We start from the raw sequence: 19,827 nt of genomic DNA on the forward strand, positions 1-19,827 counted from the left end.
ATGAAAGCAATGATTTTTGCAGCGGGTCTTGGGACTCGTTTAAAACCATTTACTGACAACCATCCCAAAGCTTTAGCAGTTGTAAATGGAAAACCTCTTTTGCAACGAAATATAGAATATTTGAAATCTTTCGGAATTAATGAAATCGTGATTAACGTGCATCATTTTGCAGATCAAATCATTGAGTTTTTAGAAGATAATAATTATTTCGGAATTGAAATTACTATTTCAGATGAAACAGATCAAGTTCTTGAAACTGGTGGTGGTTTGGTTAAAGCAAAAGCTAATTTCGAGGAAGATTTTTTGGTGATGAATGTGGACATTTTAACAGATCTAAATCTTGCTAAATTTATCAAAGCACATCAAGAAAACAAAGCGTTAGTAACGTTAGCAGTTTCTGATCGAAATTCATCTCGTAAACTATTTTTCAATGAACAAAATGAATTAAAAGGTTGGCGAAATCTGAAAACAGAAGAAGAAATAAAAGCTGTAGATTCTTTAGACAATTGCAAAGATTTAGCTTTTAGTGGAATTCATGTTATTTCTCCTACTCTATTTGATAAAATTACAGAGAAAGGTAAATTTTCTATCATGAAAGTTTATATGGACTTGATGAAAACTGAATCTATCATTGGTTTTGATCATTCTGGCGGAATTTTAATCGACGTAGGTCGACCAGAAAGCGTGTTAGAAGCAGAACAATATTTTAAATAGAAAACAAAAAACTCAATTCAATGGATTGAGTTTTTTTATGCAAAAAGTTTACATATCTTAGATAGAATGAAATACATTAATTATTTTATCTATTTAACTATTGTTGTAGTGATAATTCTCGCTTCAATACTTTACTTTTCTTTCAAAAATAAAGTTGGAAAGATTCTGCAAAAATAAATTACAATAAAAGCTTAGTTTTGATTAAGAAAGGATTCAAAGATACTTATCCTTATGACGAACGTTTTTTAGAAATTTATGATACAGAAATTCAGGATAAATTGAAGGAATTGTAAAAGTAATTGCTCAAAAAAAATATCCATTTTTTTTAATTTCTAGACTTCGCTTGAAATAATATTTTCTGAATTTATTTTTAAAAATCAATAAAACTCGCCATCTACATAAAACCATTTGCCATTCTCTTGCACAAACCTAGAAAGTTCATCATGTTCGTAGATTTCACCTTGTTTGTCTTGGTAATAAGCTCTAAATCGAACTTTATTATCTTTAGCAAAAACAATTTCTAACTTTAACCATTTATTCGATTTTGCCCAATCTTCGATATCACTAAAATCATTATCTTTTTGCGTAGAAGAATGTGTTGTATCAACTAAATATTCAGGCAAAACCATTGCAAAAGCAGCGTAACGAGAACGCATCAACTCTTCGGGAGTTTTTGGCAATTCAATATTCAAATGAAAAGGTTCGCAACAAGTTGCATATACTTTTCCAGAACAACAAGGACAATTCATTTTATTCTTTATTTTTTGCAAAGATACTGTTTACTTGTCTTTGTGGTAATGATAATGATCCTGAATCACCACTTGAATAAAATCAATATTTCCTAAACCATCACTTTTCACCTCCATTATTTCCTCCAGTTTTCGCGTTAATTTTAATAAAATATCATAATTATTATTGTTTAATGCAGACGTAAAATTTTCTTTTACAATATTAATATCACGATCAGACAGGCGATAAACTTCGGGAAAACGAATTTTATAGGTTTCAGAAACTTCAGCGAAAATAGTTTGTGATAAAGCTAATTTCGGATTCAAATCAATCAAACATGTATTCGCAACAATATCACCTAAACGTTGACCATTTTTATTTATAATCATCGTTATCAACGCGATAAGTCCAGTAAATAAAAACAATTCGACACTTCCAATTACCCAACGCAAGAAATAATCAAAATTATTGGCACGATTTCCGTCCATTCGTATTACACGAATTTTCATAATCCATTTTCCAATTGTTTGCCCTTTCATTAAAATCTCGAGAACCAACGGATAAAGTAAAAATATAAAACCTATTATACTATAAATTCCCATACGAAACCATTCGTCTCTATTCGGAATAAACTCAGAGAAATAATACATACCGTAGACTAATATGATTCGGATAATCATATCGATGATATACGCAAGCAAACGTTTTCCAAGTGGTGCAATATTATAAGCAATTTGCACTTTTTGAGGTGTATTGACTAAAAGTTTATTCATATATTTGGTTCACTAACAACTACTCTACAATGAGAGAAGCGCATTTTATTGATAAAAATAAGTCTAAATGGTCTGATATTGAACATAATTTGAAAAATAAAATTGATGTTCATCCAGATATTTTAGCAAAAAACTACATCGAAATTACAAATGATTTGGCGTTTGCTCAAACTTATTACCCAAAAAGTAAGACAAAAGATTATTTGAACGAGTTAGCTTTATTTGCGCATCAGTCAATTTACAAAGATCAACGAACTTCTGGGAATCAATTTGTGCAATTTTTCAAAGAAGATGTGCCAAATGTAGTCTACAAAAATCACAAAATGTTGTTGTATTCATTCTTAATTTTTGCCTTAGCGGTTTTAATTGGCGTTTTATCATCGCATTTCGATCCAGATTTTACACGATTAATTTTAGGAAATCAATATGTAGACGAAACGTTAATGAACATCAAAAAAGGTGATCCTGCAGCAATTTACAAATCAGGAAGTCAGACTGGCTCTACATTAGCTATAACCATCAACAATATTCGTGTTGCTTTTTTTGCTTTTACATTAGGATTATTTTTCAGTATTGGATCAGGATATATTCTATTTTCGAACGGAATTATGTTAGGTGCATTTCATTATATGTTTTTCAAAGAAGGCGTTTTGGGAAAGGCAATGTCAGCAATTTGGATGCATGGAACAATCGAAATTTCGGTGATTATTATTGCTGGAGCTTGCGGATTAATGCTTGGAAATGGCTTTATGTTTCCAAAAACTTTATCGCGAAAAAAATCACTCACAATCAAAGCAAAAGAAGCGGTAATGATTTTATTAAGCACTGTTCCAATGTTTATTATAGCTGGATTTATCGAAGGTTTTATTACGCGTTTATATGATGTTAATATTGTATTGAGTTTATTGGTAATAATCCTTTCATTAATCTTAATTATTTGGTATTACATCATTTATCCGATTCAAAAAAATAGACAAAAAACTTTTTCGTTCAATCAAACTTTAGAATCGAATGAAACAATTTAGACTATTTTTTACATTTACATTATTATTAATTCAATTCGTTGTTTTTGCACAAGAAAAAACAGCAGAATTTAAAGCATTCAAAGAAAAATATGCTGGAAAAGAATTTGATTATAATGATGTTCCAAAACCTAAAAAAGAATTCGAACCTGGCTTTTTCTCAAAAATAATCGAAGGTATTTTTAGATTTCTCTCTTATTTACCTTGGGAAATCATTTTCTATTTTGTAATTGGATTATTCTTAATTTTTCTTGCCACACGTATTTACAAAAATGGTGGAATTCTTAAACGAAATTCGAAAAAATTATATGACGAATCTGATTTTGATTTTATCGAAGAAAATTTAGCCGAAGTTAATTTGAATTCATTAATCAATAAAGCAGAAACAGAACAAAATTTTGCTTTAGCAATTCGTTATTTGCATTATCAAAATCTACAAAATTTAGATAAAAAAGGTTGGATTGAATGGGATCCGAAGAAAACAAATCAACAATTTATCAATCAAATAAAAGACGAAAAATCAAAGATTTTATTCAATCAAAATACTAAAATTTTCAATCAAGTTTGGTTTGGAGAATTTAAAATTGATGAAAATAAATACCACGAATTCAAGACAAATTTCAATCAGTTTAACCAATATTTAGCCTCATGAAAAAGAAATTAGGTATTCTATTAGGCGCTATTTTATTGATCGGAATTTTTATATTTTCTTTCTCAAAACTTCGTTATAAGCTTCCTAAATCATGGAATGTAAGCCTTTATCAAAATAGTAAAGATCCGTACGGATTATTTATTATGCACGAAGAACTTGGGAAGTTATCTAATGGGAAAATGAAAGATTTGGAAAAACTTTCTGAATTAAAAATTGATCCTAAAAAAGCAAAAGATTATGCAGTTGTTGTGCTCGGTTCTGAAATTTATTTTGATACAGTTTCTAAAAATTTATTGAGCAAAATTGCCGAAAATGGTGGAATTGTGATGATTGCAGATTATTATGACAATTTTGGTGATGACACAAATGGAAAAGAAGATATTAACGAAGAAACGTATTCTACAGATACGCCAACAACTGATTCTACGGAATCTGAAGAGAATATCTTGTACAATCAGACAATAAATATTAATGATAATTTTGAACTTAGAACAAATAAATTGTTCAAAATAAAGAAGAAAAAAGAAATCGAACATCACTATTTTAGCGATATCACAAATGATTCTGAAATTTTTGGAACAATTACTTATAAAGATAAGGCTTACCCAAATTATTTAAAAATCAAACCAAAAAATTATAAAGGTTATTATTTATATCACGCAGAACCGCTTTATTTTACCAATTATTATTTGTTAAATGAGGACAGTTATTTCTATGCTAAATCAGTTTTAGAACCACTGAAAGGGAAAACTATTTTTTGGTACAATACCTCGAAAACTTATGCAGGAAGTTCATCAATGATGCGTTTCATAATGAGCGAACCAGCTCTAAAAGCTGCTTGGATTACGTTATTGGTTTTACTTTTCTTCTTTTTAATTTTTAGAAGCAAACGCGAACAACGCATCATTCCAATTTATACCAAAGAAGAAAATCATACCGTCGAATTTGCTAAGACAATTTCCTCTTTATACCAAGAAAATGGCGAAGTAAAAGACATTGTTTCAAAGAAAATCGATTATTTTTTATACAAATTGAGAAAAACATTTTTAATCGAAACAGACGATATTACAAACAAACAATTCATTGAAATTGTTGCACAAAAAGCAAATTTGAGCCAAGAAGAATGTCTTGAAAAATTCACGATTCTGAAAAATATTTATCAAAAAAATCAACCAAATGAACACGATTTGAAAATTGTGTATCAAATCATCGAAAACTATAAACAAAAAGCAAATATCTAATGAGCGAAAATACATATCAACCATTCGAAAATAGAGTCGATTTTTCGGATGTACAACATAAAATGCAAACTGTAAAAAATGAATTGAAAAAGGTAATTGTCGGACAAGATGATATTATCGATCAATTAATTTTGGCTTTGCTTTCTAACGGACATTCTCTGATAGAAGGTTTGCCTGGAGTTGCCAAAACAATGATGGCAAAATTGTTGGCAAAAACGATAGATTCTGGTTTTAGTAGAATTCAGTTTACGCCAGATTTAATGCCTTCTGATGTGATTGGAACGTCTATTTTAAATTCTAAAATCAATGAATTTGAGTTCAAAAAAGGACCAATTTTTTCGAATATTATTTTAATTGATGAGATTAACCGTTCGCCTGCAAAAACTCAAGCGGCTTTATTCGAATCGATGTCAGAAAAACAAGTGACGGTTGATGGAACAACTTATCCTTTACAAGCTCCTTTTCTAGTTTTTGCAACTCAAAATCCAATCGAGCAAGAAGGAACGTATCGCTTACCAGAAGCACAATTGGATCGTTTTATGTTTAAGATTTATGTCAAATATCCTTCGTTAGAAAGTGAAATTGAATTATTGAAAGAACAACAAGAACGCAAAAATATTGACAAAGAAACGTTGGTAGAAAAAGTAATTTCAGGAAATGAAATTATTGAGTTCCAAGATCGCATAAAATCAGTTTTCGTACACGAAGCGTTGATTACGTATATTGCGACAATTGTTCATCAAACCAGAATCGATCAAACCTTGTATATGGGTGCATCGCCACGTGCTTCTATCGCGATTTTAGATGCTGCAAAATCAAATGCAGCGGTGAATGGACGCGATTTTGTGATTCCAGAAGATATCAAGCAAATTGCGCATACAATTTTGGGACACCGCGTTGTGATGGTTCCTGAAAAAGAGATGGAAGGTTTTACAACACAACATATTATTCAGCAAATTATTGATCGCGTAGAAATTCCTCGTTAATGAAATTTTTCAGAAGCTTATTTCTTACCAATCGCTTTTTTTATGCGGGATTATTCATTGCATTTTGTTATGTGATTGCATTTTTTCTATCTACTATTTACATTATTGCAAAGATTTTGACACTTGTCTTTATCGTCAGTGTTATTGTCGAAATATTTTTGGTTTATATTCCTAAAACTTCCATTGAAGTTCTTCGAAATTATCCAGAACGACTTTCAAATGGTGATGAAAATGAATTGGAACTTTTCGTAACAAATCATTATCAATTCCCTCTAAATGTAAGGATTATAGAAGAGTTTCCTGTTCAATTACAATTAAGAGATTTTCAGTTTAGAAAACGATTTAAAAGTAGTCAAAATACTAAATTTGATTTCAAAATTCGACCAACAGAACGAGGTTCATATAAATTTGGATTAACAAATGTATTTATTTCTGTTTTTGGATTGATTGAGAAAAAGATCAAAATAAACGAACCAATTTCGATTGCTTGTTATCCTTCTTATTTGCAATTAAAACAGTTTCAATTATATTCTACCGCTCAGTTACAGAATCAATTTGGAATGAAAAGGATTCGAAAAATTGGAACAAATACAGAATTTGAAAATATAAAAAATTATACGATTGGTGACGAATATCGTTTAATCAATTGGAAAGCAACGGCAAAAGCAAATCGACTGATGGTCAATCAATTTCAGGAAGAAAAATCGCAGCCTGTTTATTCGTTAATTGACTTAGGGAGAACGATGCGAATGCCTTTTGATGGTTTAAAATTGTTGGATTATTCAATCAATTCTAGCTTAGTTGTCGCAAATATTTCACTTCAAAAAAATGAAAAAGCAGGTTTAATAACATTTAATAAAAGAATTCAAGATCACGTTGTTGCGGATAGAAAAAATCATCAAATGCAATTGATTTTGGAGAAATTATACAATGTACAAACTGATTTTTTGGAAAGTGATTTTGGACAATTGTATGCCTATATCAAACGAAAATTAACGCAACGATCGCTTTTATTTATTTATACCAATTTTGAAACAATTGATGGTTTGGAACGTCAATTACCATATCTGAAATTGATTAAAAAATCGCATGTTGTCGTTTTGATTCTATTTAAAAATTCGGAATTGAAAAAACTTAATCATCAGAAAGCAAAGACTACTACTGATATTTACGATCAAACAATTGCCGAAAAGTTTAATTACGACAAAGAATTAATCATAAATCGTTTGCATCAATTCGGGATTTTAACGATTTACTGCGAACCACAAGAATTGTCTATTAACTTAATCAATAAATATTTAGAGATAAAAGCGCGAGGTTTGTTTTAAAAAAAGTTTTTTTAACCATTTTTTTAGAAAAATAAGCACAATTATTGCTTAAAGTTGGTCAATTTAATCTGAACAACCATGAAAAAACTATTACAGATCTTTTGTTTAATTTTAACAACAAGTCTTTTTGCACAAACAAATTTTATCGAAAATAAAACACTTTCTACAAAGCGCGTAATCCTTTTGGACGCTGGACATGGAGGAACAGATACTGGCGTAAAAAAAGATGAATTTCAGGAAAAAGATATTGCGCTGAAAATTGCAGAAATTATTCAAGAAAAAAATCCTTTTACAGATATTGATTTTGTATTATTGAGAAAAGGTGACGAACAAATTATCAATACAAGTCGTGCGAAAATGATTAATGAAATAAAACCTGATTTGGTTTTATCAATTCACGCAAATTATAATGTAAAAGATTCGAAAAAAGGAACAGAAATTCACCTTTCTCCATTGAATCCTACTTTCGAAGAATGTAAAATACTTGGCGAAAAAATTGGAACAAGTATAAGTTCTTTAGGTTTTGAAAACTTAGGAATTGTTGAAACAAATTCGAAAATATTACGAGATTCACAAGTTCCAATTATTATGATTGAAATCGGTTATTTGACAAATGACGATGACCGAAAAATATTAACAAACGAAAGTAATTACCCTAAAATAGCAGATAAAATTTTTGAAGCATTGAAGAATTAGACATAAAAAAATCTCAGAGTATTTTGCTCTGAGATTTTTTGTTTTTTCTCTATTTTCCATCCAATTCTTGTTCTTGATGAAAGGCAATTTGACCAAAATCATCTTGTATATTTTGATAATAAACTTTTGCTTGTAAATAATCTTTGAATCCATAACTTAACTCGAAATTATACACAAAAGCTGGTTGCATAAAAGGATTTCCTTCTGTGTAAGAAATAGGATTACTATACCATTTATTTGGATTTAATTCCCAAAAAGCTGGTCGTTGAATTCTTCGCCCAAAATTAAAATTGAACGAATGATCTTCTGTTGACTGATATTGAATATAAAACTTTGAAAAGCTCTTTTCATAAAAATCAATTAGCAGAAAAAATTGTACAATTTTTAGAAAATTATCAATCAATATAAAACGAAAAAAAGGACTTCAATTGAAGTCCTTTTCTATATTTATTTGCAAATTGTATTAATCACAATTTCCGTCTACATCACAAGAAGCACCATTTTGTGGTTGGTCCAAATGATCTTTTTCGTAAGCTTGTGTCAAAGCAGAAACGAAATACTCGACTGGTTGAGCACCAGAAAGTGCATATTTACGGTCAATTACGAAAAACGGAACGCCAGAAACACCTATATTACGCGCATCTAAAATATCCGAAGCAACTTCAAAAACATTTGCATCAGAATTTAGCATTTCAAGAACTTCGGTTTTGTTCAAACCAATTTCTTCTCCCAATTCAGCCAAAACTTCATAATCAGCTACATTTTTACCTTCTGTAAAATACGCTTTAAAAAGTCTTTCTTCTGCTTCCGAACCTTTTCCATTCGCTTGCGCAAAATGAATCAATCGGTGAGCATCACCCGTATTGACAACTTTAGAATTTTGTTGTTGAAAATCAATTCCAACAACTTTTCCCATTTCAGCCAATTGATTATTCATTGCCGAAACTTGTTCTTCCGAAATTCCTTTTGTTTTGATTAAATAATCATTGACAGAAGTAATTTCAGTTTTTGATAAATCAGGATTTAACTGAAAACTTTTCCATTCAACCTGTATTTTATCTTGATAAGGAATTTGCGTTAAAGCTTGTTCAAAATGTTTTTTTCCGATATAACAGAACGGACACATTACATCCGACCAGATTTCAATTTTCATTATAGAAATTTTTGGTGTAAAAGTTTGTAAAAATACGCTTTTTATTTGAATGGATTCGGTTATTTTTCGGTTAATTTTATCTTGAAAAATTATTAACAAAATCTTGAAAAATAATCGTGCTAAATTGAGTTTTAAATTTGTTTAAGACAAGGTTTAAATTACCTTTGCAGTGAACCAAGAAAAGATGATTAGTTTCATTTTTATTCCAAATCAAATAACGAACAAACAATATGTCAACACACGTAGTAGTCGGTCTTCAATGGGGTGACGAGGGAAAAGGAAAAATTACAGATGTATTAGCCGAAAAATCGGATTATGTTGTACGCTACCAAGGTGGTAACAACGCTGGTCATACGGTATATGTAGGCGATGATAAATTTGTCTTACACTTATTACCTTCTGGAGTTTTACAATGCAAAGGAAAATGTATTATTGCGAATGGTGTCGTAGTAAATCCTGAAGCTTTTTTTGCAGAAACTGAACAATTAGAAGCAAAAGGTTTATCTACAGATCACGTTTTTATCTCGAGAAGAGCGCATATCATCATGCCTTATCACATTTTGTTAGACGAATATCGTGAAGAATTTGCAGGAAAAGATAGTCAAATTGGTACAACAAAACGCGGAATTGGTCCTTGTTATGAGGATAAAGTAGCGCGCGTTGGTATTCGTGCAATTGATTTATTAAATCCTGAAGTTTTAGCAGAAAAAATCAAAGAAAATTTAGTGGTTAAAAATGCTTTATTCGAAAAATTATTCAATAAAGAACCATTAAAATTCGAAGACATTTACGAAAAATATTTAGCTTATGGTGAGCGTTTGAAAGAACGTATCTTAGATTCTGAGTTAGAAATTAACCACGCAATTGACGAAGGTAAAAATGTATTATTCGAAGGTGCTCAAGCATTAATGTTAGACATCGATTTTGGTACATATCCATTCGTTACATCATCTTCTCCAACAACAGGTGGAGTTTGTGTTGGTGCTGGAGTTCCTCCTACAAAATTGAAAAATTTGATTGGAGTTTCGAAAGCATATTGTACACGCGTTGGTAACGGTCCTTTCCCAACAGAATTGGACAACGAATTAGGAGAACAAATTCGTCAAGTTGGTCACGAATTCGGAGCGTCGACAGGTCGTCCACGCCGCACAGGTTGGTTAGATTTAGTTGCATTGAAACACGCTTGTATGATTAATGGAATTACACATTTAGTAATTACTAAATTAGATGTAATGTCGAATATTGATACAGTAAAAGTTTGTACAGGTTACAAAACAGAAGACGGAAAAATCATTGATTATTTCACTTCTTCTACAACTAAATTAGCTGATTACGAAGCGCAATACGACGAATTACCAGGATGGAAAGAAGATATTACAAACGTAAAATCTTTTGATGAGTTACCGCAAACAGCGCAAGATTACATTCACTACATTGAGAAATACTTAGGAATCGAAGTTTATTTAGTTTCGGTTGGACCAGAGCGTTCTCAAAACATTATTAGAACAACTTTATTTTAATAAATTAAATAGTATAGCCTGACTTTTGTTGGGCTATAACTTTATGAGATATTTTTATGAACGAAATTTTAGAACGATTAAAACAATTGAATTTAGGTATAGATTCTATCGTCCCGATGAAAGGTGGTGATATTAACGATGCTTTTCGATTAGAATCGTTTGATAAAAAATATTTTTTAAAGGTAAATTCCGCAAACAACTTTCCTCATCTTTTCAAGAAAGAAGCACGTGCTTTAGAAGCCATCAAAAAGACCAAAACATTTTCGGTTCCGAAAGTGGTAAATGTTGGCGAAGCTGGAAAAGATTTTCAATATTTATTATTAGAATGGATGGAAACCTCTACTCCAACTGTTGTAAATTGGGAAAACTTAGGAAAAAATTTAGCAAAACTTCATCAAAATACAAGTAAACAATTTGGTTGGTCAGAAGATAATTACATTGCAATTGTCGTTCAGCCGAATAGTTTAACAGATTCTTGGAGCGAATTTTATGCAAAAAATCGCATCATGCCAATGATGAAACTATTGCAAAACAAACAATTAATCAATTCAAAACAAATAAAATCTGCAGAGAGTTTATGTAAACAATTGAATTCGATATTTCCAGAAGAAAAACCTGCTTTATTGCATGGAGATTTTTGGAATGGAAATATTTTAGCCAACAAAAAAGGCGAATTCTCGGTTATAGATCCTGCAATTTATTATGGTCATCGCGAAATGGATTTGGCTATTGCAAAGCTTTTTGGAGGATTTGATGATGTATTTTTTGATGCCTATCACGAAAATAATCCTTTAGCACCAAATTTCGAAGAGCGTTTACCAATTGCACAATTATTTCCATTGCTGATACACGCTTACCTTTTCGAAGGTTATTATGTGAAAGATGTGCAAACCATTTTGAAAAAATTTTAAAAAACAAAACAAACAAATACAATGAACAAGTATCAAAATCCTTTAGAATCGAGATATTGTAGTGACGAAATGCTATATATCTTTTCTCCTGAGAAAAAATTTACAACATGGAGACAGCTTTGGATTGCTTTAGCTGAAATTGAAAAGGAACTTGGATTAGATATTACAGACGAACAAATTCAAGAGTTAAAAGATAACGCAACAAATATTGATTATGATGTTGCTGCGGCTTACGAAAAGAAGTTTCGTCATGATGTAATGGCTCACGTGCATACGTACGGAGATGTTGCACCAAGCGCAAAAGCGATTATTCACTTAGGTGCGACTTCAGCTTTTGTTGGTGATAATACAGATTTGATTCAGATTCGTGATGGATTTCAACACGTAAAAGGACAATTAATCAATGTGATTGATGGTTTAGCAAAATTTGCTCGTCAATACAAAGATCTACCAACTTTAGGATTTACACATTTCCAACCAGCACAATTAACAACAGTTGGAAAACGTGCAACTCTTTGGTTACAATCTGTTTTATTAGATTTAGAAGAATTAGAATTCAGAATAGATACGTTACGTTTTCGTGGAGTAAAAGGAACAACTGGTACAGCAGCTTCTTTCAAAGAATTATTTGATGGAGATTACCAAAAAGTAAAAACATTAGACAAAAAATTATCTGAACGTTTCGGATTCAAAAATGTTTTTGCAGTTTCAGGACAAACGTACGATCGTAAAATTGATGCTCAAGCATTAGAATTATTATCAAACATTGCACAATCTGCACATAAATTTACAAACGACTTACGTTTATTACAAAATTTAAAAGAGATTGAAGAACCTTTCGAAAAAAATCAAATTGGATCTTCTGCAATGGCATACAAACGCAACCCAATGCGTTCAGAGCGTATCTCCTCTTTAGCGAAATACGTGATGTCTTTGGCAACTTCTCCTGCAATGGTTGCTTCTACACAATGGTTCGAAAGAACATTAGATGATTCGGCTAACAAACGTTTAGCAGTACCTCAAGCATTTTTAGCGATTGATGCAATTTTAATCATTTGGAACAATATTTTAGATGGTTTAGTCGTTTATCCTAAAATCATCGAAAAGCATATCGCGGAAGAATTACCATTTATGGCAACCGAATATATCATTATGGAAGGTGTTAAAAATGGTGGAGATCGTCAAGAATTACACGAAATTATCCGTACACATTCTATGGAAGCTGCAAAACAAGTGAAAATGGAAGGAAAATCTAACGATTTAATTGAACGTATCATTGCAGATGATAATGTAAAAATTGACAAAGAGAAATTAGTCGAATTATTAGATCCGAAAAACTTTACAGGATTTGCTTCTGAACAAACAGAAGAGTTCTTAAAAGATTTGGTTGATCCAATTATCGAAGAAAATAAAGCACTTTTAGGCGCTCATACAGACCTTAAAGTGTAAACACGCTTAAAACAACACATGAAACAAAAAAAGACTTCCGAATTGGAAGTCTTTTTTTAATTTTAACATTTAATCAATTATAACCAATGAGAAAATTCATTCTGTTTTTTGCACTTATTTGTTCTTTTCACGTAGTTGGACAAATCAAATATATCACGAACAAAGAATTTACTGTACAAGGAAAAGCCTTTGATAATACACCTTTTTACCATAGAATCGATACCAACAAATACGCAAATCTTCCTGAAAAAGTAAAAAGTTTATTTACTGCTCCCGCTGGATTATATGTAACATTCAAATCGAATACTTCACAAATAAAACTGGATTGGACAACTCGTTCTACTTATTTGGGCGCGAATACAACTGGAATTATGGCGCGTGGGTTGGATTTGTATATCAAAGAAAACGGAAAGTGGATTTTTGCAGGTGCGGCTTTACCAAATCAGCAAAATATCAAAAGTGAATTGATATCGTCAAGAATTTATCAAAGACAGAAAAGGAATTCATACTTTATTTGCCACTTTGGAACGAAATTACAGATTTAAAAATAGGAATTGATGCTTCCGCTAATTTTATCAATCAACCGATTGCGTATAAAAAGAAAATCGTGGTTTATGGTTCAAGCATTGTGCAAGGTGCTTCGGCAAGTCGTCCTGGAATGAATTACCCTTCAATTTTAACTCGAAAAACAGGCTATGAATTCATTAATCTTGGTTTAAGTGGAAGTGCAAAAATTGAAATTGAATTGGCTGAAATGATTAAAGATATTCAAGGGGTTGATTTATTTATATTAGATTGTGTTCCAAATAGTTCTCCTGAAGAAATCAAAAGTAGAACAATTCCGTTCGTCAAGTTACTCCGAAAACATCATCTAAAAACTCCTATTTTGATGGTTGAAAGCTTAATTCGACCAATGAGTAAATTTGATTTAACCGCTCACGAAGATATGACAAAACAAAATCAAACCTATCGTGCACAATACCATGCTTTGATAAAAGAAGGCATAAAAGATTTGTATTTTTTGAAAGGTGATAATTTAATCGGTTCGGATAACGAAGGTTCTACAGACGGAATTCATCCAAATGATTTAGGTTTTAGCAGAATATCAGAAGTCATTGAAAAAAAAGTAAATGAAATTTTGAGTAAGAAATAGATTAATACTTTATACCAACTTTTCTCAAAATAAAACCTAACAACCAAATAGGTCCAACCAACAAAAATTGTAAATCTTTGAGAAAACTTGGCTTCTTCCCTTCTATTTTGTGACCTACAAATTGTAAAAGCCACGTGATAATAAATACTACCAGATAAACTAACCAAGATTTTGTACCGAATTGCACATTGCACAACGAAATAAAATATTCCATAATCAACATTAGAAAAATCATAATGAAACCAACGACAACCGATAATCTAAAATAAAATATTGAAACAATAACCAATGCAATGATTGAAGCTATACTGATATAACCAAAGTTCTGAACATACAAATGCGGCGCTGGAATGTAGGATATAAAACCAAGAATCGTCCAAAAGATTAAAGGAACACAAATCCAATGAATAGTTTTGTTTGTTCCATTTTGATGACTTTCTCCATATTCACTAAAAAGTTGTTCTATTTTTCTCATATTGGATGATTTTAACTTAAATATAGGTTGAATTTGTTTGATTATTAAACTTTAAAACCAAAATTATAGTTGTAAATTTGAATATAACTTGAAATATCTTACAAAATCCAATTAATGTTTACAAAAATTATAAATGTATTTGCAATACTATTTGGTATCACACTCTTTACCCTACTAACTTATATTTTTTATAATCAAGCTTCTAAAGATTTATCTAAATATTCGCAAGTTGAAGGTATAATAACAAATAAAGGTATTATAAATTCAAACAAAAATTCTAAAATATTCTTTTTAAAACTTTCTAATTATCCTCAAAATCTCGCAGTATACAAAATGACTAAAAATTATTCAGAGCTTGATAATAATATTAGTCACGGTGACAAAGTAAAAGTATATTTTTCACCTTCAAATTCTAATAAAAATAACTTGGATATAGTTCAAATAGAGAAAGAAAATAAAATTTTATTAAGTTATAATACGCACAAAACCACCTACTATTTTTTAACCGGAATAACTACAATCGCTACATTATGTATCATTTTAATGACAGTTTATTATATAAAAAGAAATAAAATTGAGAATCCTATACCACCTATTTTCTAAATAAAACAAATTCAATATTAAAACATTAGCAATAGTTACCAAAATTTGGTAACTTTATTTTATTAAACTAAATAAGACGTTATGGGACGAAATACATCTGTTTCTTTGGGAAATTATTTTGAAGAATTTGTTGATACAAAAGTCTCTCAAGGAAGATACAAAAATGCAAGTGAGGTTATTAGAGCTGGTTTGAGACTTTTGGAAGAAGAAGAAGATAAAATTCAGTTATTGAAAAATTCGATACAAGAAGGTATAGATAGTGGAATTGCAGAGGATTTTGATGCAAAAAAACACCTCGAAACTTTGAAAGCCAAAATAAAAAATAATGGCTAAGTATTTCTTGACAAATAAAGCTGTTGAAGATCTTTCGAAAATATATGAATATACGTTTGAATTGTGGTCACAGAATCAAGCGGATAAATATTATGAAGAACTAATCAATTTTTGTCAGTTATTAGCCGAAAACCCCATGATTGGAAGAAATTATAGTGAGATTAATTCTGAACTTTACGGATTTTTAGCCAATCAACACATTATCTTTTATAGAATTCTAACTAAAGATGAAATTGAAATAACAAGAATTCTCGGTGCGGAAATGGATTTGAAGAATCGTATAAAAGAATAAACTTTTTAATTTTCTCACTTCAACTATTTTCACCGCAAAAAACGATTATACGAGAAAGCCAACTTTTTCAAGTTGGCTATTTTATTTACTTTGGATAAACGACTCGTGAAAAGCAACACGAAGTGTTGATCTATATTATAAAATTTTAAGCTTGCATCACAAAAATAGCAGGACGTTTATGAAAATCATACTTTTCATTTTTCCACTCTTTGATCGATAACGTGCGGATATCTTCGTCCTCTAATGTAATGTGGCACGCGACACAAATCTTGGTTTCGGCACGAAGAATCTTCGTTAAATCGTCTACCATTTGATTGTTACGATAAGGCGTTTCCATAAAAATTTGAGCAATTCCCGTTTTCGCGCTTTCAGCTTCCAAATGCGCTAATTTCTTTTTACGTTCTGTTTTATCGATTGGTAAATAACCGTGAAAAGCAAAGTTTTGACCATTCATTCCAGAAGCCATTAACGCCAACAAAATCGACGATGGACCAACCAAAGGAACTACCTGGATGCGTTTCTGTTGCGCAACTTTTACCAACTGCGCACCCGGATCTGCAACCGCAGGCAAACCAGCTTCGGAAATAATTCCGATCGTTTTGTTTTGATCAAATAATTTGATCAAATCTAACATTTCTTCTGGCTCTGTATCTTTGTTTAGAATGTAAATATCTAAATCGGCTTGAACTTTTTCGGGGCAAACTTGTTTGATAAATTTACGTGCAGATTTTTCGTTTTCTACCACAAACGTATCAATTGCTCGAATAATGTCAAGATTGTATAAAGGCAATACTCTACTGTGTTCGCTTTCACCTAAAAGTGAAGGAATCAAATAAACTTTAGCCGTTTTCATTGTATAATTTTAAAGATTATATTTTTTGATGATTCCGTCTGTGGCTTCATCTAATAATTGATAAACATGCTCGAAAGCATCTTCTCCATCGTAGTAAGGATCAGGAACATTTTGCGTTTGCCCTATTCCATCTTTCAAGATCAATTTGATTTTACTTTGCTCCTCTTCGCTTCGAGCTAATTGTTGCAAATTAATTAAATTTTGTTTATCCATTGCAAAGATTAAATCAAACTCATCGAAAAAAATTGGATTGAAATGCATTGCACGTTGATCAGAAATATCAACACCATATTTTTTAGCAACCGCAACCGAGCGTCTATCTGGTTGTTCACCAACATGCCAATCACCCGTACCAGCAGAATCTACCAAATGATTGTCGCCAACCTTTGATTGTAAAATTCCTTCTGCCAACGGAGAACGACAAATATTACCTAAACAAACCATCAAAATTTTCATTGAAAAAATATTTATAGATTAATCTGAAATTTTACGTGAAATATCTTCAATATAACCACGAAATTGCTTGTCCGTTTCTTGTAAATTTTTCACTGTTTTACAAGCGTGTAAAACTGTTGCGTGATCACGTTTACCGATTTGTGTTCCAATACTTGCCAAAGACGCTTTTGTATATTGTTTTGCAAAATACATTGCTAATTGACGCGCTTGTACGACATCACGTTTACGTGTTTTTGACTGAATATCTTCAATCTTCACTTTAAAGTATTCACAAACTGTTTTCTGAATGTAATCAATCGAGATTTCTTTGCGAGCTGTTTGTACTAATTTAGATAACGTACGTGATGTTAAATCTAAGGTAATTTCACGTTTATTCAACGTTGCTTGCGCAATGATTGAGTTTAATGAACCTTCTAATTCACGCACATTTGTATCAATATTTTGTGCAATATAATCCATTACTTCATCAGGAAATTCGATACCATCGTTTTCTAATTTTTGTTTCAAAATTGAAAGACGTGTATTGTAATCAGGGTTTTGCAAATCGGCTGATAATCCCCATTTGAAACGAGAAATTAATCGATCTTCCATATCTTGAATATCTGCTGGAGATTTATCCGAAGTCAAAATAATCTGATTTCCTCTTTGATGTAAATGGTTAAATATATGGAAAAAAACTTCTTGCGTTTTTGCTTTTCCAGATAAAAACTGAATATCATCCATAATCAAAACATCAATCATTTGATAAAAGTGAATGAAATCATTTTGATTATTATTTTTTACAGCTTCAATAAATTGTTGTGTAAATTTCTCAGTTGAAACATACAAAACAGTTTTCTCTGGGTGTAAATCTTTTACTTCTAAACCTATCGCATGCACCAAATGAGTTTTTCCTAACCCTACTCCACCATAGATGAATAGTGGATTGAACGAAGTTCCTCCTGGGCGTTTGGCAATCGCACGACCAGCCGCACGTGCTAATCGGTTTGATTCTCCTACGATAAAATTATTGAATGTATAATTATGATTTAATTGCGAATCAATTTTTAATTTTTGCAATCCTGGAATAACGAAAGGATTCATCATTTTACCAGCTTGCAAATTAATTGGCGCTTCTACCTCTTGTGGGCGAGGTTTTTCTTTGTTCGAACTTGGAATACGTACTGTAAATGGTTCACGTCCTTGCGACTTTTGATCCATCAAAATACTGTATACCAATTTTGCATCAGAACCTAATTCTTTTTGTAAGGCACTTTTTAAAATTTTGATATAATGTTCCTCTAACCATTCGTAAAAAAATTTACTTGGTACTTGTATTGTTAAAACATTATTATTTAGTTTGCCCGGACGTATCGGTACAAACCAAGTATTGAAGGCATCTTCTGCAATGTTATCTTTTATAAAAGACAAGCATTTTTCCCACACAGAATTTGCAGTTATCGTCATAATATTGTCCAAAAGTGCTTAAGTTTTAATGTAAAATATTGAAAGTCAATGTTAAATTTTCATCAACACTTCTCTACAAAATTGTGAACAAATTTTGAATAAAAAAAATGATTTAGGTATTGATATATTAAAAAATACTTTGTATAATTCAAAATAATCAATAAGTAGTTTTAGACAAAATAAAAGTACTGCAAAGATAATCTTTTCGGACATATTTTGGCTTATAAAACTATTAATTCTTATTTTTGTATTACTATGGAAATTACACAAGAAAAAATTGACTTCGCAATTATCAAAGTAGAAAATCATTTAAATGATTTGGGCATCAAAAATAATTTTTCTCTTTTACGAATTGAACAAGGTGAAGAAGAAAATGTAAGGACTTTTTATTATGAAATAGCAAATCCCACTTTCAAAACGATTATTCAAATTCAATATGATTTTTTAAAAGAAGAGCAAAAAGATTCTTCGCAAACTTCTTTTAGTTGGATGGATTACAAAAAAATTACTGAATAGACTTTTTCATTTTTTATATAATTAATGATAAAGTCTTTTTTTTGTTCTCTACTTTTGAAGATTAAAATGATGTTTTAGAAAATTATGGAGAAGATAGAACAAACCGAACAATTAAATGTTTTTCGCACCAAAACTCGTATTCTGTATAAACACACCGATCAAATGAAAGTGGTTTATTACGGAAACTATCCAGAGTTTTATGAAATTGGTCGTGTAGAATTGATGCGTGAACGTGGTTTTCCTTATGTCGAATTGGAAGCAATGGGAATTCAGATGCCGATTATCGAAATGCATACAAAATATATTGGTAGCGCTTTGTACGATGAATTAATCGAAATTGAAACTATAGTTCATGAGCGTGACAAAGGTGTTCGCATTCGATTTGATTATAATATATATAATGAAGCGGGAAAAATAATTAATCAAGGATACACTATTTTATGTTGTATTGATGCCGAAACTCGTCGTCCTGTTCGTATTCCAGAACGTATTTGGACAAGTTTAGGTTTATAATATTATTTAGAAT

At 30.9% G+C, this 19,827-nt stretch carries 24 protein-coding genes and 1 pseudogene; 17 read left to right on the forward strand and 8 right to left on the reverse strand.

Going from position 1 to position 19,827, the window contains the following annotated elements; all coding sequences use genetic code 11:
• Positions 1–714: a nucleotidyltransferase family protein gene (locus ACTS9J_RS11510; protein ID WP_219034688.1), complete on the forward strand. Its 714-nt coding sequence runs from the start codon at positions 1–3 to the stop codon at positions 712–714.
• Positions 715–1,091: 377 nt separating this feature from the next.
• Here the strand turns inward: ACTS9J_RS11510 and ACTS9J_RS11515 are convergent, their stop codons facing one another.
• Together ACTS9J_RS11515 and ACTS9J_RS11520 are read right to left on the reverse strand one after the other, a co-directional pair.
• Complete coding sequence (locus ACTS9J_RS11515; protein ID WP_219034687.1) at positions 1,092–1,463, reverse strand: YchJ family protein; 372 nt, start codon at positions 1,461–1,463, stop codon at positions 1,092–1,094.
• Positions 1,464–1,493: 30 nt separating this feature from the next.
• On the reverse strand, positions 1,494–2,216 hold the full coding sequence (locus tag ACTS9J_RS11520) for an RDD family protein (protein ID WP_448353261.1): 723 nt from the start codon (positions 2,214–2,216) through the stop codon (positions 1,494–1,496).
• Positions 2,217–2,245: 29 nt separating this feature from the next.
• On the opposite strand from ACTS9J_RS11520, the gene ACTS9J_RS11525 reads away from it, so the two are divergent.
• The 6 genes from ACTS9J_RS11525 to ACTS9J_RS11550 all read left to right on the forward strand — a co-directional run bounded on the left by ACTS9J_RS11525 (position 2,246) and on the right by ACTS9J_RS11550 (position 8,141).
• Positions 2,246–3,241: a stage II sporulation protein M gene (locus ACTS9J_RS11525; protein ID WP_219034685.1), complete on the forward strand. Its 996-nt coding sequence runs from the start codon at positions 2,246–2,248 to the stop codon at positions 3,239–3,241.
• Positions 3,228–3,890 (forward strand): hypothetical protein, encoded by a 663-nt coding sequence (locus tag ACTS9J_RS11530; RefSeq protein WP_280036848.1) that lies wholly within the window; start codon positions 3,228–3,230, stop codon positions 3,888–3,890. The genes ACTS9J_RS11525 and ACTS9J_RS11530 overlap by 14 nt, the downstream gene beginning before the upstream one ends.
• Positions 3,887–5,131 carry a hypothetical protein gene (locus ACTS9J_RS11535; RefSeq protein ID WP_286495855.1) on the forward strand — a complete coding sequence of 415 codons (1,245 nt, stop codon included), beginning with the start codon at positions 3,887–3,889 and terminating at the stop codon, positions 5,129–5,131. Before ACTS9J_RS11530 ends, ACTS9J_RS11535 begins: the two co-directional genes overlap by 4 nt.
• Positions 5,131–6,117, forward strand: a complete 987-nt coding sequence (locus ACTS9J_RS11540) for an AAA family ATPase (RefSeq protein ID WP_286495856.1) — start codon at positions 5,131–5,133, stop codon at positions 6,115–6,117. Before ACTS9J_RS11535 ends, ACTS9J_RS11540 begins: the two co-directional genes overlap by 1 nt.
• On the forward strand, positions 6,117–7,445 hold the full coding sequence (locus tag ACTS9J_RS11545; protein WP_448353262.1) for a DUF58 domain-containing protein: 1,329 nt from the start codon (positions 6,117–6,119) through the stop codon (positions 7,443–7,445). The genes ACTS9J_RS11540 and ACTS9J_RS11545 overlap by 1 nt, the downstream gene beginning before the upstream one ends.
• A gap of 78 nt (positions 7,446–7,523) precedes the next feature.
• Positions 7,524–8,141 (forward strand): N-acetylmuramoyl-L-alanine amidase, encoded by a 618-nt coding sequence (locus tag ACTS9J_RS11550; protein WP_125349084.1) that lies wholly within the window; start codon positions 7,524–7,526, stop codon positions 8,139–8,141.
• A 49-nt stretch (positions 8,142–8,190) separates the two neighbouring features.
• Here ACTS9J_RS11550 and ACTS9J_RS11555 read toward each other — a convergent pair whose 3' ends face one another.
• Both ACTS9J_RS11555 and ACTS9J_RS11560 read right to left on the reverse strand, forming a co-directional pair.
• Entirely contained in the window at positions 8,191–8,544 is a 354-nt protein-coding gene (locus ACTS9J_RS11555) for a TonB-dependent receptor domain-containing protein (protein WP_185144102.1), read from the reverse strand.
• 60 nt (positions 8,545–8,604) lie between these two features.
• Complete coding sequence (locus ACTS9J_RS11560; RefSeq protein WP_286495857.1) at positions 8,605–9,294, reverse strand: DsbA family oxidoreductase; 690 nt, start codon at positions 9,292–9,294, stop codon at positions 8,605–8,607.
• 230 nt (positions 9,295–9,524) lie between these two features.
• On the opposite strand from ACTS9J_RS11560, the gene ACTS9J_RS11565 reads away from it, so the two are divergent.
• From ACTS9J_RS11565 to ACTS9J_RS11585, 5 genes and pseudogenes are all read left to right on the forward strand, one after another.
• Complete coding sequence (locus ACTS9J_RS11565; RefSeq protein WP_219034680.1) at positions 9,525–10,814, forward strand: adenylosuccinate synthase; 1,290 nt, start codon at positions 9,525–9,527, stop codon at positions 10,812–10,814.
• Positions 10,815–10,870: 56 nt separating this feature from the next.
• Positions 10,871–11,725: a fructosamine kinase family protein gene (locus tag ACTS9J_RS11570; protein ID WP_291047529.1), complete on the forward strand. Its 855-nt coding sequence runs from the start codon at positions 10,871–10,873 to the stop codon at positions 11,723–11,725.
• A gap of 21 nt (positions 11,726–11,746) precedes the next feature.
• A complete protein-coding gene (gene purB / locus ACTS9J_RS11575) occupies positions 11,747–13,174 on the forward strand; it encodes an adenylosuccinate lyase (protein ID WP_291063349.1) in 1,428 nt (475 codons plus the stop codon).
• Between the two features lie 86 nt (positions 13,175–13,260).
• Positions 13,261–13,688 (forward strand): annotated as a pseudogene (locus ACTS9J_RS11580) (SGNH/GDSL hydrolase N-terminal domain-containing protein); the annotation flags it as partial.
• Entirely contained in the window at positions 13,689–14,327 is a 639-nt protein-coding gene (locus tag ACTS9J_RS11585; RefSeq protein ID WP_312150009.1) for an SGNH/GDSL hydrolase family protein, read from the forward strand.
• 1 nt (position 14,328) lies between these two features.
• Here the strand turns inward: ACTS9J_RS11585 and ACTS9J_RS11590 are convergent, their stop codons facing one another.
• Complete coding sequence (locus tag ACTS9J_RS11590) at positions 14,329–14,802, reverse strand: Mpo1 family 2-hydroxy fatty acid dioxygenase (protein ID WP_448353263.1); 474 nt, start codon at positions 14,800–14,802, stop codon at positions 14,329–14,331.
• Between the two features lie 114 nt (positions 14,803–14,916).
• Between ACTS9J_RS11590 and ACTS9J_RS11595 the strand changes: the two genes are divergently transcribed.
• From ACTS9J_RS11595 to ACTS9J_RS11605, 3 genes are all read left to right on the forward strand, one after another.
• Complete coding sequence (locus ACTS9J_RS11595) at positions 14,917–15,405, forward strand: hypothetical protein (RefSeq protein WP_286495862.1); 489 nt, start codon at positions 14,917–14,919, stop codon at positions 15,403–15,405.
• Positions 15,406–15,486: 81 nt separating this feature from the next.
• A complete protein-coding gene (locus ACTS9J_RS11600; RefSeq protein WP_219034673.1) occupies positions 15,487–15,738 on the forward strand; it encodes a type II toxin-antitoxin system ParD family antitoxin in 252 nt (83 codons plus the stop codon).
• Complete coding sequence (locus ACTS9J_RS11605) at positions 15,731–16,030, forward strand: type II toxin-antitoxin system RelE/ParE family toxin (protein ID WP_219034672.1); 300 nt, start codon at positions 15,731–15,733, stop codon at positions 16,028–16,030. The genes ACTS9J_RS11600 and ACTS9J_RS11605 overlap by 8 nt, the downstream gene beginning before the upstream one ends.
• A gap of 145 nt (positions 16,031–16,175) precedes the next feature.
• On the opposite strand, the gene ACTS9J_RS11610 is transcribed toward ACTS9J_RS11605, so the two are convergent.
• From ACTS9J_RS11610 to dnaA, 3 genes are read right to left on the reverse strand one after another with little or no spacing between them, the layout of a single operon-like run.
• Complete coding sequence (locus ACTS9J_RS11610; RefSeq protein ID WP_286495863.1) at positions 16,176–16,883, reverse strand: SAM-dependent methyltransferase; 708 nt, start codon at positions 16,881–16,883, stop codon at positions 16,176–16,178.
• Positions 16,884–16,892: 9 nt separating this feature from the next.
• Positions 16,893–17,339, reverse strand: a complete 447-nt coding sequence (locus tag ACTS9J_RS11615; RefSeq protein ID WP_219034670.1) for a low molecular weight protein-tyrosine-phosphatase — start codon at positions 17,337–17,339, stop codon at positions 16,893–16,895.
• Between the two features lie 18 nt (positions 17,340–17,357).
• Positions 17,358–18,785, reverse strand: coding sequence for a chromosomal replication initiator protein DnaA (dnaA, locus tag ACTS9J_RS11620; RefSeq protein WP_448353472.1), 1,428 nt, complete (start codon positions 18,783–18,785; stop codon positions 17,358–17,360).
• A 255-nt stretch (positions 18,786–19,040) separates the two neighbouring features.
• Here dnaA and ACTS9J_RS11625 point away from each other — a divergent pair, with 255 nt between their 5' ends.
• Both ACTS9J_RS11625 and ACTS9J_RS11630 read left to right on the forward strand, forming a co-directional pair.
• The gene (locus tag ACTS9J_RS11625; RefSeq protein WP_114999876.1) at positions 19,041–19,301 is read left to right on the forward strand and encodes a hypothetical protein; all 261 of its coding nucleotides are present in this window, start codon (positions 19,041–19,043) and stop codon (positions 19,299–19,301) included.
• Between the two features lie 84 nt (positions 19,302–19,385).
• Positions 19,386–19,814 carry an acyl-CoA thioesterase gene (locus ACTS9J_RS11630; protein ID WP_448353264.1) on the forward strand — a complete coding sequence of 143 codons (429 nt, stop codon included), beginning with the start codon at positions 19,386–19,388 and terminating at the stop codon, positions 19,812–19,814.
• Positions 19,815–19,827 lie beyond the last annotated feature (13 nt).

The sequence above is a fragment of the Empedobacter sp. ULE_I140 genome (assembly GCF_053482575.1).

Coding starts and splice junctions, on each gene's coding strand:
- ACTS9J_RS11510 (WP_219034688.1), top strand. CDS start 1: ATGAAAGCAATGATTTTTGCAGCGGGTCTTGGGACTCGTTTAAAACCA.
- ACTS9J_RS11515 (WP_219034687.1), bottom strand. CDS start 1,463: ATGAATTGTCCTTGTTGTTCTGGAAAAGTATATGCAACTTGTTGCGAA.
- ACTS9J_RS11520 (WP_448353261.1), bottom strand. CDS start 2,216: ATGAATAAACTTTTAGTCAATACACCTCAAAAAGTGCAAATTGCTTAT.
- ACTS9J_RS11525 (WP_219034685.1), top strand. CDS start 2,246: ATGAGAGAAGCGCATTTTATTGATAAAAATAAGTCTAAATGGTCTGAT.
- ACTS9J_RS11530 (WP_280036848.1), top strand. CDS start 3,228: ATGAAACAATTTAGACTATTTTTTACATTTACATTATTATTAATTCAA.
- ACTS9J_RS11535 (WP_286495855.1), top strand. CDS start 3,887: ATGAAAAAGAAATTAGGTATTCTATTAGGCGCTATTTTATTGATCGGA.
- ACTS9J_RS11540 (WP_286495856.1), top strand. CDS start 5,131: ATGAGCGAAAATACATATCAACCATTCGAAAATAGAGTCGATTTTTCG.
- ACTS9J_RS11545 (WP_448353262.1), top strand. CDS start 6,117: ATGAAATTTTTCAGAAGCTTATTTCTTACCAATCGCTTTTTTTATGCG.
- ACTS9J_RS11550 (WP_125349084.1), top strand. CDS start 7,524: ATGAAAAAACTATTACAGATCTTTTGTTTAATTTTAACAACAAGTCTT.
- ACTS9J_RS11560 (WP_286495857.1), bottom strand. CDS start 9,294: ATGAAAATTGAAATCTGGTCGGATGTAATGTGTCCGTTCTGTTATATC.
- ACTS9J_RS11565 (WP_219034680.1), top strand. CDS start 9,525: ATGTCAACACACGTAGTAGTCGGTCTTCAATGGGGTGACGAGGGAAAA.
- ACTS9J_RS11570 (WP_291047529.1), top strand. CDS start 10,871: ATGAACGAAATTTTAGAACGATTAAAACAATTGAATTTAGGTATAGAT.
- purB (WP_291063349.1), top strand. CDS start 11,747: ATGAACAAGTATCAAAATCCTTTAGAATCGAGATATTGTAGTGACGAA.
- ACTS9J_RS11590 (WP_448353263.1), bottom strand. CDS start 14,802: ATGAGAAAAATAGAACAACTTTTTAGTGAATATGGAGAAAGTCATCAA.
- ACTS9J_RS11595 (WP_286495862.1), top strand. CDS start 14,917: ATGTTTACAAAAATTATAAATGTATTTGCAATACTATTTGGTATCACA.
- ACTS9J_RS11600 (WP_219034673.1), top strand. CDS start 15,487: ATGGGACGAAATACATCTGTTTCTTTGGGAAATTATTTTGAAGAATTT.
- ACTS9J_RS11605 (WP_219034672.1), top strand. CDS start 15,731: ATGGCTAAGTATTTCTTGACAAATAAAGCTGTTGAAGATCTTTCGAAA.
- ACTS9J_RS11610 (WP_286495863.1), bottom strand. CDS start 16,883: ATGAAAACGGCTAAAGTTTATTTGATTCCTTCACTTTTAGGTGAAAGC.
- ACTS9J_RS11615 (WP_219034670.1), bottom strand. CDS start 17,339: ATGAAAATTTTGATGGTTTGTTTAGGTAATATTTGTCGTTCTCCGTTG.
- dnaA (WP_448353472.1), bottom strand. CDS start 18,785: ATGACGATAACTGCAAATTCTGTGTGGGAAAAATGCTTGTCTTTTATA.
- ACTS9J_RS11625 (WP_114999876.1), top strand. CDS start 19,041: ATGGAAATTACACAAGAAAAAATTGACTTCGCAATTATCAAAGTAGAA.
- ACTS9J_RS11630 (WP_448353264.1), top strand. CDS start 19,386: ATGGAGAAGATAGAACAAACCGAACAATTAAATGTTTTTCGCACCAAA.